This is a genomic window from Sphaerisporangium viridialbum, from assembly GCF_049674955.1.
GTDB classification, from domain to species: domain Bacteria; phylum Actinomycetota; class Actinomycetes; order Streptosporangiales; family Streptosporangiaceae; genus Sphaerisporangium; species Sphaerisporangium viridialbum.
This window is the reverse complement of the sequence record NZ_CP187232.1, coordinates 7,607,648-7,620,426: the sequence shown is the minus strand read 5'-3', so window position 1 is coordinate 7,620,426 and position 12,779 is coordinate 7,607,648. Positions and strand designations below refer to the sequence as shown.

12 protein-coding genes are annotated in these 12,779 nt (G+C 70.9%); 6 read left to right on the top strand and 6 right to left on the bottom strand.

Translation table 11 applies throughout. The features are described 5' to 3' along the window. Positions 1-21: 21 nt before the first annotated feature. From ACOZ38_RS34315 to eccB, 4 genes are all read right to left on the bottom strand, one after another. Entirely contained in the window at positions 22-405 is a 384-nt protein-coding gene (locus tag ACOZ38_RS34315; protein WP_424535198.1) for a hypothetical protein, read from the bottom strand. Between the two features lie 81 nt (positions 406-486). Then, entirely contained in the window at positions 487-798 is a 312-nt protein-coding gene (locus tag ACOZ38_RS34310; RefSeq protein ID WP_424535197.1) for a WXG100 family type VII secretion target, read from the bottom strand. A gap of 31 nt (positions 799-829) precedes the next feature. Then, on the bottom strand, positions 830-1,156 hold the full coding sequence (locus tag ACOZ38_RS34305; RefSeq protein ID WP_405140199.1) for a WXG100 family type VII secretion target: 327 nt from the start codon (positions 1,154-1,156) through the stop codon (positions 830-832). 170 nt (positions 1,157-1,326) lie between these two features. Beyond that, complete coding sequence (gene eccB / locus ACOZ38_RS34300) at positions 1,327-2,763, bottom strand: type VII secretion protein EccB (protein ID WP_424535196.1); 1,437 nt, start codon at positions 2,761-2,763, stop codon at positions 1,327-1,329. 599 nt (positions 2,764-3,362) lie between these two features. On the opposite strand from eccB, the gene ACOZ38_RS34295 reads away from it, so the two are divergent. Both ACOZ38_RS34295 and ACOZ38_RS34290 read left to right on the top strand, forming a co-directional pair. Then, entirely contained in the window at positions 3,363-4,439 is a 1,077-nt protein-coding gene (locus ACOZ38_RS34295) for a Cys-every-fifth RiPP peptide CefA (protein ID WP_424537137.1), read from the top strand. A 79-nt stretch (positions 4,440-4,518) separates the two neighbouring features. After that, positions 4,519-5,178, top strand: coding sequence for a hypothetical protein (locus ACOZ38_RS34290; protein ID WP_424535195.1), 660 nt, complete (start codon positions 4,519-4,521; stop codon positions 5,176-5,178). Positions 5,179-5,292: 114 nt separating this feature from the next. Here ACOZ38_RS34290 and ACOZ38_RS34285 read toward each other — a convergent pair whose 3' ends face one another. Beyond that, positions 5,293-5,733 carry a YbaB/EbfC family nucleoid-associated protein gene (locus ACOZ38_RS34285; protein WP_424535194.1) on the bottom strand — a complete coding sequence of 147 codons (441 nt, stop codon included), beginning with the start codon at positions 5,731-5,733 and terminating at the stop codon, positions 5,293-5,295. 215 nt (positions 5,734-5,948) lie between these two features. On the opposite strand from ACOZ38_RS34285, the gene ACOZ38_RS34280 reads away from it, so the two are divergent. The 3 genes from ACOZ38_RS34280 to ACOZ38_RS34270 are packed head-to-tail and all read left to right on the top strand — an operon-like array spanning position 5,949 to position 7,512. Continuing rightward, complete coding sequence (locus ACOZ38_RS34280; RefSeq protein ID WP_424535193.1) at positions 5,949-6,251, top strand: hypothetical protein; 303 nt, start codon at positions 5,949-5,951, stop codon at positions 6,249-6,251. Between the two features lie 43 nt (positions 6,252-6,294). Then, on the top strand, positions 6,295-7,086 hold the full coding sequence (locus ACOZ38_RS34275) for a hypothetical protein (RefSeq protein WP_405140188.1): 792 nt from the start codon (positions 6,295-6,297) through the stop codon (positions 7,084-7,086). Positions 7,087-7,110: 24 nt separating this feature from the next. Further along, positions 7,111-7,512, top strand: coding sequence for a YbaB/EbfC family nucleoid-associated protein (locus ACOZ38_RS34270; RefSeq protein WP_424535192.1), 402 nt, complete (start codon positions 7,111-7,113; stop codon positions 7,510-7,512). Between the two features lie 8 nt (positions 7,513-7,520). On the opposite strand, the gene ACOZ38_RS34265 is transcribed toward ACOZ38_RS34270, so the two are convergent. Continuing rightward, positions 7,521-8,579: a helix-turn-helix domain-containing protein gene (locus ACOZ38_RS34265; protein ID WP_424535191.1), complete on the bottom strand. Its 1,059-nt coding sequence runs from the start codon at positions 8,577-8,579 to the stop codon at positions 7,521-7,523. 146 nt (positions 8,580-8,725) lie between these two features. Here ACOZ38_RS34265 and ACOZ38_RS34260 point away from each other — a divergent pair, with 146 nt between their 5' ends. After that, complete coding sequence (locus ACOZ38_RS34260; RefSeq protein ID WP_424535190.1) at positions 8,726-12,598, top strand: S8 family peptidase; 3,873 nt, start codon at positions 8,726-8,728, stop codon at positions 12,596-12,598. Positions 12,599-12,779: the final 181 nt, after the last annotated feature.

The following is a 12,779-nucleotide window of genomic DNA, read 5'->3' as shown; positions in this document are numbered from 1 at the left end:
ATCGCTAAACCGTTGATCGCTTCAGGTGGCTTTACTACTTTGGTCGGCCTTGCCCAGGTTGAGGAGGGCCGCCTTCGTCGTCGCGACCGCGGCCTCGTACTTGCCGATGAGCTCGGCGTAGCCCGTGGAGATCGCCGTGTGGCCCTTCGTCAGCACGCCGGCCAGCTCCTGGGCCGCGTCCCACTCGCCGCAGTCCTTGACCGCCACCTGCCCGTACGTCTTCAGGTGCTCAGCGGTGCCCGCCTCGATGCCCTTCAGGCGCGCGACGTCGTCCTCAAGTGCCTTGATCAGGTTCTTGACGGTCGAGTGGTAGACGTCGACGCCGTCCTTGACGTCGAGCCCCGGCCACTTCTCCTCGATGTGGAACCCGTTGTAGGCGAACCCGCTCCTGCCGTTGCCGCTCATGTCTGTCCCCTAAGCTCTCAGGCCGCCCTGCCGGCGCGTCGCGCTGCCAGGGCGGTCCGCTCGCCGTGAGTCCGCCGAGCCCTATCTGCCGTCGAACATGCTGACGTTGGCCTTCTCGGCGAGCGAGAAGTTCTCGTGGCCCTGCTCGATGACCGCGCCGAGCTGCTGCAGCAGGGCCGCCATCCGCCCGGAGGCCGCGTCCCACTTGCTCCTGGCCTGCCAGTACGCGGTGCGGGCGTCGCCGTCCCACTCGCCCAGCAGGCGGTCGAGGTCGGTCTCGAGCTGCTGGAGCGTGCCTTCCATCGCCTGCCACTGGCGGGCGAAGTCCTGGCGCCCGGTGGTCATGCTGCCGAAGTTGACGAGCGTGCGGTCGACGTCGTTGTTGATAGCCATGATGATTTCCGTTCGTCAGACGCGGGTCAGGTCAGGCGTTGATGTTCGCGCTGAGCCGGTTGGTGGCCTCGGTCTGCGCGTGCTCGGTCTCGCGGTACCGTCCTTCGACCGCGTGGAGCTTCCGCGCCAGGTCCTGCAGCTCCCCGAGCACGATGGAGAGCTCCTGGTTCCAGCGCCCGAAGGCGCCCGTTTCGGCGTCACCGAAGGCCATGCCGGAGGAGCCGCCCCAGCCCTGGCGAAGCTCTTCCGTGTGGCTGATGAGCTGGCTCTTGATGCTGCCGATGAGCACATGCGCCGTGTCGGTCTTCTTCGCCGCTTCGACGATCTGGGGAAGCTGTGCGGCGGTCTGCTGGGCCACGAAGTACCTCCTGAGATGCGGCCTGCACGCTCGCGGCGGCTCTCCATGCGACGCGCATCGTCGCCCCCGCGATGCTGATCAACTCCACATTAGGATCATTCGCAACACAGTGGACAGACGTCACATTGCGAGTCAGTAACGCTTTCGCGTACCCCTCGTCGCTCACGCCGTCAGGGCTTGAGGACTTCCGCCTGGCTGACCGGCACGGGCACGCGAGCGGCCGCCGGGTCCAGGGGCGGGCCCTCCGGGATCAGGTGCAGCAGCTGGGCCGGCAGCGGGGCGACCTCGCTCTGCTCGTAGCCGAGCTTGGGCAGCAGATCGGCCGAGGCCAGGGCGAACCGCCGCCCCTGGTCGGTGACCAGCGAATAGTTCTGGACCGCGTCGAGCTGGCCCTCCCCGGGCAGCAGCCCCGCGAGCACCGCGCCGCCCGGAGGCAGCATCACCTGGTCGACGTGGTCCTGGTCGGAGGCGGCGCCCTGCGGAACCGGGATCTGGACACGGCTGCCGATCGTCAGCCGCGCGCGGGTCGATCCCTTGGCCGTGTCGGGGTAGACGGCGCACAGCTGTGACGCGGGGTCGGGGCTGGTGACCTCGGGCATCGTCGAGGGCAGGCCGCCGGCGGCCAGTGACGTGCGCGACTGCGGGGCCGCGTTGGCACGGGCCGCGTCGAGCTCGATGGCGCGCACGGGGCTCCTGCCGTACGCGCCCTTGCTCGCCGGATCCTGCAGGAGCAGGGTGGCCTGCGTCTGGGTGATCGAGGCCAGGCCGTCGCGCAGCAGCACGTACCAGCGGGGGGCGCCGCCGGTCACCGCCGGCACGGTGTACACCCGGCCGACCGCGGAGGCGCGCCCGTCCGGCCCGTGCACCCTCCCGCCGAGGCCCGAGATGGCGGGACCCCGGAAATCGGGGCCGATGGGGAGGGCGTTGAGCCAGGTGGCGGGCACCTGGCGGGGCTGCTCGGCGGTCAGGGCGCGGACTCCGGCGTCCGACACCCGCAGGCGGCGGTCCGCGAGGATCACCCACGACTGCTGGCCGTCGTCGGCGATCATGGCGTCCCCGCCGAACGGCCTGCCGCCGACGTCCATGCCGCCGACCAGCGAGACGTACGGCCTGCGGGTGCCGCTCGGGTCCACGCTCTCGGCCACGCAGGCCGACCATGGGCCGTGGACGAGCTTCTCCGGCGCGGGCAGCGAGTTGGGCGCCCCCGGGATGCCCACCAGCGTGCCCCGGGTGAAGCCCGCCAGCGACGCGGACGACACCGTGCGCACCTTCACGTCCTCGCTGTCGAGCAGCAGCCTGGCCGAGGTGTAGTTGGCGACCGGGATGAGCTTGGTCTCCTGCCGGCTGTAGACGTAGGTCGCGCCGGTCTGCTCCTCGACGATCAGCGTGCCCGGCTCGGTGAGGGAGGTCGCGCCGCCCGGCTTGATCAGCCCCCAGACGCCGAAGCCCGCCACGACCAGCACCGCCACCAGCACGCCGCAGAACATGGCGACGTTGTGCCTGCGCATGGGGGACTCAGGGACGTCGGGCTCTCCCTGGAGCAGGGCCATGCCCAGGCGCTGCGTCATCAGCCGGTGCGCCTGGTAAAGATCTCGACGAGTCTGCATGCCACCTCAAGCCTTGCCTGGCGGGTCCTCGCGGACAGCATAGAAGCGTGCGAGGGGGCGGGGATCAAGCCCGGCCTGAAGAGGGGATTCGCCCCCGGACGCGACCGCGGGGCCGGCTCGGCGCCTTTCTGTACGGCCCGGCGGAGGCTGGGCTAGTCTGCATTTCCAGGGTTGATCACGTGCTGTCGGGTGCGAAGCGGGGGCGGGAGTGAGCGGGCAACTGGGCATAGAAGCGCTGCTGAACGGGTCGGTGACCTCCACCTCATCGGGGACCTCCACTTCCTCCGCCTCCGAGGGCGGCGCCTTCGCGTCCGCCTCGGCCGGCACCGTCACGGGCGGGCCGTACGCGGTGCCCGACGGCGGGTCCGCGTCGCACGCCGTCGGCGCGAGCGCGTCCGGGCAGCCTTCGGCGGCGGACGGCCCGGTCGCCGCGGACCCGAGCCTCTCCGGCCCCGGCCATCCGTACGGTCAGGAGAACTCTGTCTCGACCGGTGACCCCGCGGGCGCCGATCCGCTGTACCAGGTGACGGGCCCGTCGTACCCGGAGGCGCGGGACACGACGTACCCCCAGGTGAGCAACCCCGCGGACCCGAACAACCCTGCCGACCCGAGCGGCCCCGTCGAGCCCAGCGGCCCCGTCGAGCCCAGCGGCCCCGCCGGTCCGGACGCCCGCGACCCGTCCGGCTCCACGCAGGGGGACCCGTACTCCCCGGACTCCGTCGATCCGAGCGGGCCGGCGGATCCGAACGGCCCGGTCCATCCCGTCGACCCGAACGCCCCCGACCCGAACGCCCCCGACCCGAACGCCCCTGACCCGAACGTGCCGGATCCGAACGTGCCGGATCCGAACGTGCCGGATCCGAACGTGCCGGATCCGAACGTGCCGGATCCGAACGTGCCGGATCCGAACGTGCCGGATCCGAACGTGCCGGATCCGAACGTGCCGGATCCGAACGTGCCGGATCCGAACGTGCCGGATCCGAACGTGCCGGATCCGAACGTGCCGGATCCGAACGTGCCGGATCCGAACGTGCCCGACCCGAACGTGCCCGACCCGAACGTGCCGGATCCGAATGTTCCCGGCATCCCTGACCCGAGTGTCCCCGGGGTTCCGGATCCGTCGGTGCCCGGGGTTCCCGCCCCGAACGCGCCCGGGTACCAGGACCCCGAGATCCCCAAGGTGCCCGATCCGAGCATCCCCGACCCGAAGCTTCCCGGTCCGTCCGATCCCTCGGGTGCGGGCTCGTCAAGTCACCCCGGTATCGGCGTGCCCCAGGCTCCGAGCGGGGGAGGCGGCGGCAGCGGCTTTCCCGACATTCCTACCGGGGGGACCGGCGGAGGCGGCGGCAAGAACGGCGGGACGGGCAAGGACGACGGCAAATCCGGCAAGGACGGCAAGGACGGCAAGGGCGACGGGAAGGACAAGGGCGACGGGAAAGCCGGCACCCGTGAGGTCAAGCACGAGGCCGTCATCGACCTCGGCGTCAAGATCTACAACGGGCCCGGCGCCAAGGCGGAGGCCGTCAAGAAGGAGCCGGGGAACAACCACATCGGCTTCCTCGACTGCGGTGCCGTGGGCATGCCGATCTCCGGCGCCCACGGTGGCGTGTGCGCCGGCTCCGGTAGCTACATCGAAGCGGTGCGCAAGCAGATGGAGATCTGGCGCGACGACCTGAAGCGTTCCGGCGAGAACTGGAAAGCCAGTCATGGTGACGTGCTGAAGAGCCTCGACGGGATCAAATCGGAGATGAAGCCGTGAGCTACGAAGGCTGGGAGTACGGGTACGTCGCCGGGGTCCTTGGAGCGCTGGGGTACTGCGTTGTGAACCCCATCAGAGGGCGCATTATCGGGCTGGCCATCGCGGGCATGGCGTCCAAGCCCGGCCCCCTGTCCAGGGCGGGGGACAAGTGGGGTGAGATCGCCAAGGCACTGGAAGGCGTGGGGGCCGACCTCCAGAAGCATGTGAGCGATGTGCCCGCGAAGGACTGGACCGCCCAGGACCAGGAGGCGTTCAAGGGGGCGGTCGAGATGATGGTCAAGAACATCGACGAGGGCAAGAGCGTGCACGACGACTCGGGCAAGATCATGCACGGGATGGCCGAGCTTTCCTTCTGCGGCGCGGTGGCGTCCGGTGCCGTGGGAGCGCTTCTCACCGCTCTGACGATCTACACCATCGCGACACGCGGCATTCCGGTCGTCAACGTGGCGTCGCAGGCGACGTCGGAGGTCGCCGCCACGGGCGCGCAGGTGACCATAGGCGGCCTGGTGAAGAAGTACGGAATGGCGGCAGGTGCCGCGGCGATGGTGTTCACCATGGTCCAGGCCAAGCAGGGGGAGCTGGAGTCCAAGGTCACCGCCATGAGCGCGAGCCAGGAGCAGGTGAAGCAGGCGCGCATCCCGCTCTCCAACATCTAGCGGCACTCCGAAGAGCCGTCCGCTGTGGCGCGAAACCCGGCGGAGCGGAGACTCGAATCTCCGGCTCGGCGCCGGGTGGTGGATCAGGTGGGCGGGCGCCGTACAGGTATCGGGTCAGGACTGTAGGCGACGCCGGATCTGCTCCAGATCTGACATCACTTCCTCGAATGTGCGGTCGTAGGCGGCCTCGGCCTGCTTCACCTGCGCGAGGGCGGCGTCGGGATCCCTGAGCAGGTTCATGGGGTTGTCCGCGCCGAACATCTCTTCCATCAGCTCGTGCGTCTGCCGCTCCAGGTCCGCCGCGGACTCCCGGGCCACGCTCTTGATCAGCTCGGCCAGGTCCGCGGACGCCAGGCGCATCGCGCGAGGGTTCAGCTCCAGCTCGTGCAGGCCCTGCGAGGTGTACCCGACGGTGACGAGCCCGTCCTTGTCCCTGGCGCGGCCGACCAGCTCGGCGGTGCGGCTCTGGAGCTCCTCCACCTGGGCAAGCTGTTTCTGTGCCGAGCCGAGCAGCTTCTCCACATCGATGCTCGCGAAGTCGCCGAACTCTGTCATGGCTTCTCAAACCCCCGTCATCACCGCCGGACAGCCGACACCGAGGAACCCTACAACCCCGGAAACCCCGGCAGTCACGGCGACACCGGGATGAACACCGACCATCCTGCATCTTTCCGATCTTGTAGAAGACGGTGAACAAAGGTGCCGGACAGGGCCATCGACCCTCGGGGCCTGGTAGGACATCAGCGGGGAAATCGGATCATGGAGGGGATATGGGGCAGGACAAGTACGTCACCTCGGCGGCCATCGCGAGCATCATCAAGGAGATCAACGAGGACGTGCTGCCCGCCGTAAGGGAGTGGCGTGCCCTGGTGGACACCACCGTCGTCGGGTTTCCCGGGTGGGGGGCGATCGGCGAGGTGGCCATCGGCCTGCGTTATCGGCACATCCAGGACGACGTGCAGGGGAAGTTCGACGAGGCCATCTTCACCCTGTCCGACATGACCGACCGGCTGGAGACCGCCCGGGTCAACTGGCGTACGGCCGAGGACCGGTCCGAGGTCGTCTACGTCTAGCGCCTCCTCCAGCGAGAGCACCTGCGATATAGGAGCCTGAAGCATGCCGGCCGTGCCGTACGGGCCTTCTCTGACGACCGCCGGGGGCAGCGCGGCATCGATCCTCAAGGCCATGTGGAGGGCCGCCACGCTGTCCCGCCCGTTGATCATCGGGATCGGGATCGCCACGACCGCCGTCGCGAACGTTCCCGGAATGGCGGACGCCTACAACAACTGGGAATCGCTCCACTCCCGCCTGGACACCGCGATCAAGAGCTTCGCCCGCAACCTCGGCGACAAGGGCAAGGACGGGTGGATCGCGGAGGACCACGACGCCTTCGTCGACGCCATCGAGCGCCTCCAGGAGGCCCTGGAGAGCCTCCGCGGATACATCAAGAACATCGCGGGCATCGTCGACGAGCTCGGCGACGCCTTCCGCGCCTACTGGCTGGCACTGGGCAGGGTCGTGGCCGTGCTGCTCGCCGCCCTGCCGCTCGCCGCCGCGATGCTGGCGACCCCGCTCGCGCCCTTCGGATACGCGCACCTGCAGGCGCTCGGCCTCATGGCCACCTCCGTGATCGCTCTCTCGACGAGCATGCTGGCGAACACCGTCGCCGCCGTGGCGGGCGGCATGTCGGTCTACTTCGCGGGCAAGGCGTTCGTCCAGATGTTCAACCTGCAGCCCACCGGTGCCGCCCGGATCGACTTCAAGCAGGCGATGATCGACACCAAGGGGCTGCCGTCGTTCCAGCCCCCTCCGCCGGCACCCCCTGGTGCGGTGGGGAACCTGCCGCCGCACGCCGGCTTCGACTGGAAGTCGCCCAAGCAGAACCTGCCAGAGAAGTACAAGCCGTGAACGTCCAGCGGAGGAGCGACGCCCGTGTTCGATCCTGAGAACTTCCGGCCGGAGGACTTCGACCGGATCGCCGAGGAGAGCAGGGAGGCGCTCGAGCGCCTCAGCGGTGTCTTCGACGGGCTCGGGGCGGTCACCGGCGAGGGGACGGCGGCCGGCGGGCTGGTCGGCGCGGCCGTGGACGGCGGCGGTCAGATCCGGGAGGTCACGCTCGACCCCCGGGTCATGCGGCTGGACAGCGCGTCCATCGCCGAGGCCGTGACCGAGGCCGTGCGGGCGGCGCAGCACGACGCCCGGCTGAAGAACGACGAGATGCTGCGCGACGCGATGGGCGGGGAGAGGCTCCCGACGGACCCGGAGGGCATCCGATCGTGGCTGGACGACGCCGCCCGCGCGATGGGCGACCCCTGGTCCCGCGACGTGCGTTAGAGCGAGGGTCAGCCGTCCAGGAGGTTCTGCCGGGCGGCGAACAGGCCGGCTTGGAACCGGGTGTCCGCGCCGAGGTGGTCGCACAGGGTCCGCACCCGCCGCTGCACCGTGCGCAGGCTGATGTCGAGCTGCCGCGCGATCGCGTCGTCCTTCAGCCCGGCGGTCAGCAGCGCCAGCACGTCCGCGTCGAACCGGTCCAGCGCGGCCACCGGCGCCAGGGACGCCAGGGGTTCGCCGGGCGCGGGCGGGAGCGGCCCCACGGGCAGAGGGGTGGCGGCGCGCCACAGCACTTCGAACAGCCCGACCAGCGCGTCGAGGAGCGCGGAGGGGTGGACGACGAGCGCGCTCTCCACGGCACGGTCCTCCTCCGAGCCCAGCGGCAGGATCGCCGTGCGGCCGTCCGCCACGGCCAGCTTCATCGGGACGTGACCGACACGCGCCTGCTCGCCGTCGGCCACGGACCGGCGGGTGTGCGCGTACAGGCCCGGCTCCTCGAACGCGCGCGGGCCGTAGATCCCCCTGGTCCGCACACGGCTCCCCAGTGCCGGCGGCCTTTCGTCCTCGCCGAGGTCGAGGTCGACGGCGTAGGGGGGATGCACCAGCACGAGCATCTCCTCGGTCGCGTTGCGCTCGATCTGCAGGTAGCGCCTGGCCACGGCCGCCTGTCCGATGACGACCTCGACGAGCTCCTCGGGCTGCGGGCCGGGGCGGTCGGCGACCTCGGCCGCGAGGAGGGCGGAGGCCGCCCGGCTGTGCGCGATCTCCTCCTGGCGCCGCGCCGCCAGCGCGTCCACCGCGAGGTGCGGTGGCGTGGCGATCAGCCGCAGCGGCCGGCCGGCGAGGCGGGCGACCAGGCCGAGGTCCTCCAGCCGTGGCAGCATCCGGCGCAGCCCGGCCACCGAGGCCTCGGCCTCGGACGCGAGCTCGGTGAGGGTGGCGGGGCCGTGCCGCAGCAGCGCGCGGTACGCCCCCTCCTCGGCGCCGGTGACGCCGAGGCCTTCCAGCAGCCGCCTGCCCGCGATGTCGGCCACGGCCCTGGGGGGTTGCTTTCCGCCTGTGTCGACCACGAACCAAACGGTAGGCGGGTTCTGTCACATCCGTATGGCGGGTTTGCGACAAGTCGTTATCTAGCCGGTGATAAAGCATGGACACCTCCTGACCCCGGCCGTTAGGAATTCGGTTGATCTGCTTACCGAATTCCGGAGGTCCGTTGATGCGACGATGGGTAACGGCGACCGTCGCCGTAGCGGCGGCATGCGGTGCCGCGCTGGGAGCTCCCGCCTCGGCGGGGATGCCCAGCGCCCATGCCGAAAACGTTTCCAGCGGCCCGGACGCCGCCAAGGCACGGCCCGGCGCGCTCACCGCCGCTCCGGGCTCCTTCGACGTCACGCTGGTGACCGGGGACCTCGTCCACGTCACCGTCCTCGGTGACGGGCACAGGACGGCCACGGTCACCCCAGCGCCCCGAGCGGACGGGCGCACGCCGAGCTTCCAGCTTCAGGAGAGCGGGGGCGAGCTGAGCGTCATCCCCGAGGACGTCATCGGCCTGGTCCCGCGCCGCCTGGACCCCGAGCTGTTCAACCTGACCACGCTGATCGACGAGGGGGGAGCCGACTCCGCCAGTGGGACGGTTCCGCTGATCCTCACCTACACCGGCCAGGCGGCCAAGGCCGTCGCGCCGCCCGCGATCCCCGCGACCAGGGTGACGCGCCGCCTGGAGAGCATCGGCGGCGCCGGGGCGTCGGCCGACAAGAAGCGGGCCGCCGAGCTCGGCGGCGCGCTGGCGGAGCTCGCCCGGGCCGAGAGCGGTACGGAGACCCCGAAGGCGGCCGGCCCGCTGGCGGGCATCGACAAGATCTGGCTGGACCGCCGCGTGAAGGCGGTACTCGACCACAGCGTCCCGCAGATCTCCGCGCCCGCCGCCTGGACGGCCGGGTACGACGGGTCCGGAACGACCGTGGCCGTGCTCGACACCGGCATCGACTCCGGCCACCCTGACCTGGCCGGAAAGGTCGCCGACGCGCGGGACTTCACCGGCACGGACGGCCCGGGCGACCGCCACGGGCACGGCACGCACGTCGCCGACACCATCGCCGGCAGCGGCGCGGCCTCCGGCGGGCGGCTGAAGGGTGTGGCGCCCGGCGCGACGCTGCTGAACGGCAGGGTGCTGGGCGAGGACGGCTCCGGCAGCCTGTCCGGGATCATCGACGGCATGGAGTGGGCGGTCGCCGAGAAGCACGCCGACATCGTCAACATGAGCCTCGGCAGCCCCGCGCCCGGCGGGCCGCTCACCGAGGCGGTGAACGAGCTGTCACGGGAGTACGGCTCGCTCTTCGTGGTGGCGGCGGGCAACGACGGATGCGACAGGTGCGTCGGCAGCCCCGCGGACGCCGCCTCGGCGCTGACCGTGGGGGCCGTCGACGGCGCCGACAAGCTGGCCGTCTTCTCCAGCAGGGGCCCCATCGCGCGCGACTCGTCGGTCAAGCCCGACCTCACCGCGCCTGGCGTGGGCATCGTGGCGGCCAAGGCGGCCGGCACCTCCCTCGGCGAGCCGGTCGACGCCTCCTACACCAGGCTCTCCGGCACGTCCATGGCCACCCCGCACGTGGCGGGGGCCGCCGCGCTGCTCAGGCAGGCCCGGCCCGGCATCCGCGGGGGCGAGCTGAAGGCCCTGCTGATGGGCACGGCCGAGCACCAGGACGGCAACACGGTCGACGAGCAGGGCACCGGGCGGGTGGACGTCGCCGGGGCGCTCGCCGGCCAGGTCGTGGCCTCCGGGGGCGCGCTCGACTTCGGCCGCGTCATCAAGGGCAGTGCCCGGGTGACCCGGACGATGACCTACCGCAACCTCACCACCGCGCCCGTACAGCTCGCGCTCAAGAGCACCGGGACGTTCACCGTGTCACCGGAGACGGTCACCGTCCCAGCGGTGGGGACGGCGGAGGTCACCGTCGCCCTCGACCCCGCCGGGGCGCCCATGCGCCCGCTGCGCGAGGAGCTCTCCGCGACCGCTCCGCAGGGCGGCAAGGTGCGGGCGCTGCTCACCGGCGAGGTGGAGGAAGCCCGCGTGGAGCTCAGGGTCAGGGGCATCGGCAGGGACGGCCGCCCGGCGCGCGGCCGCTTCACCGTGCTCGACCTGGACAGGGGCGTCGTCGTCGGCCGCATGCTCCCGGGGGACGCCACCGCGCCGTGCACGGAGGAGCCGTACGGGGACGGGACATGCCTGCTCGTACGGCCGGGCACCTACTCGGTCCTCGGCCACGTTCTCACGATGCCCGCGTGGGCCGGGAGCACGGCCGACGGGACGCCGCTGAACGAGAGCCTCACGGGCGATCCGGAGACGCGGATCAGCGGGAACACCGAGGTGGTGCTGGACGCGCGCAAGGCCGTCGAGGTCAGGACCGAGACCCCCGACCACAGGACCAAGCGCAACCTGGGGGCCGCCGCGCAGCTCATCTGGTACCGGTCGGGGAATCAGGGGGACACCCCGCTTCGCAGCGGCACGTACGTCACCCCGGGCTCGCAGATCGAGGAGCGGCTCTTCGTGCAGCCGACCGCGAAGGTGACCAAGGGCTTCTTCTCCGTCTCCACCCGCTGGCGCCTGGAGGCCCCGGCCATCACGATGAAGGCCCTCGGCGTCGAGCTGAACCCGGACTACTACGACCCGGTGTGGTTCAGCGACTACTCCACCGAGTTCCCCAGGCTGGACGGGACCGAGCTCCTGCTGACGGCCGACGCCGGGCAGGGCAGGCCCGAGGACCTCAAGGGCAGGAACCTGCGCGGCAGGCTGGCCCTGGTCCGGCGCAGCGACGCGATCACGGTCGCGGACCAGTCCAACAACGCGGCGGCCGCCGGGGCCAAGATGGTGGCGATCTACAACGACCGTCCCGGCGTGGACCCCTCCCCGGGCGGGTGGGGCACCAAGCTCACCGTCCCGACCGTGCGGCTGTCGCAGGAGGAGGGGCGCGAGCTCCTCTCGGCGCTCGGCCGTATCCCCGTGCCGGTGCTCGCGACCGGCGTCGCGGCCAGCCCCTACCAGTACGACCTGCTCCTGCGCGAGCAGGGCCGGGTGCCGGCCGACCTCCGGTACGTCGTGCGCGACAAGTCGCTGGCCAGGGAGGACGCCGACTTCCACACCCAGCTCGCCGGCGACGTGGCCGGGAACGAGGCGAGGTACGCCTTCGAGCCCTCGGACACCTACTCGATGACCGTCAACCGGCCGGTGCCGCACCTGCCCCGCACCCGGGTCACCTACACCACCACGGACCCGGACGTGCGGTGGAACCACGGCGCGACCATTCCCGAGATGCCGTACAACCACATGTGGCCTCGTCCGGAGACGCCGCGTCTGGCGCTCAACAACCCCGATTACCACGTCTACAAGCCGGGCCAGAAGACCCGCATGGAATGGTTCAAGCAGCCGCTGACCCCGGGCGTCAACCCGCTCAACCCCGTGCGCAGGGAGGGCGACCTGCTGCGCGTCTCCATGCAGGGCTTCGTGGACGCGGCAGGGAACTTCGGCCCCGCGTACTCGAGCGACTTCGAGCAGGGCCTGCGCACCGACTTCGCGCTGTACCAGGGCGACAAGGAGCTCGCGCGAACGGAGTACCTGCCCTCCGGGACCGTCGCCCTCCCTGTGGAGAAGTCCGGTTACCGCATCGAGTTCGACGTCGAGAACCAGGCCGTCTGGGCCAAGCTGTCCACGAAGACCAGCTCGGTCTGGACGTTCACCTCGGAGCGACCGGCGGAGGGCGCGAAGACCGTGGTCCCGCTGCTGCTCGCGGATTATGACATCGCGGTGGACGAGGAGAACCGGGGTGACCCGTCGTCCCTCGGCCTGAGGCTCTACCACCAGCAGGGCGCGGCGGAGATCGCCGTCAAGGACGTCTCGCTGGAGGTGTCCTACGACGACGGCGCGACCTGGCGTCCGGTACGCCGCCTGACCTCCGCGGGGGCCGGCTCGTACAAGGCGCAGCTCGACCGGTCGCAGGGAGGCAAGGGCTTCGTCTCGCTCCGGCTGAACGCCTCGGACAAGCAGGGCAACACCCTCCGGCAGGAGGTGATCCGCGCCTACTCCACCCGCTGACCCCGCACGCGGCCGAGGAGCACCCGGAGGCACGTCCGGGTGCCCCTCGGCACGTCGGTCGGATTTTCACTGTGATCCTGGCGTCTTCGTGCCGAGAGGCAGGCCGATGACCAGGGTCAGACCGCGCCCGGGTCCACACGGTGACGAGCGAACCGGTCTGCCTTGTCGCTGCTGTCACTTG

What these genes read in the sequence shown, in the direction of transcription:
- ACOZ38_RS34315 (WP_424535198.1), bottom strand. Translation starts at nt 405, where the DNA reads ATGAGCGGCAACGGCAGGAGCGGGTTCGCCTACAACGGGTTCCACATC.
- ACOZ38_RS34310 (WP_424535197.1), bottom strand. Translation starts at nt 798, where the DNA reads ATGGCTATCAACAACGACGTCGACCGCACGCTCGTCAACTTCGGCAGC.
- eccB (WP_424535196.1), bottom strand. Translation starts at nt 2,763, where the DNA reads ATGCAGACTCGTCGAGATCTTTACCAGGCGCACCGGCTGATGACGCAG.
- ACOZ38_RS34285 (WP_424535194.1), bottom strand. Translation starts at nt 5,733, where the DNA reads ATGACAGAGTTCGGCGACTTCGCGAGCATCGATGTGGAGAAGCTGCTC.
- ACOZ38_RS34280 (WP_424535193.1), top strand. Translation starts at nt 5,949, where the DNA reads ATGGGGCAGGACAAGTACGTCACCTCGGCGGCCATCGCGAGCATCATC.
- ACOZ38_RS34275 (WP_405140188.1), top strand. Translation starts at nt 6,295, where the DNA reads ATGCCGGCCGTGCCGTACGGGCCTTCTCTGACGACCGCCGGGGGCAGC.
- ACOZ38_RS34260 (WP_424535190.1), top strand. Translation starts at nt 8,726, where the DNA reads ATGCGACGATGGGTAACGGCGACCGTCGCCGTAGCGGCGGCATGCGGT.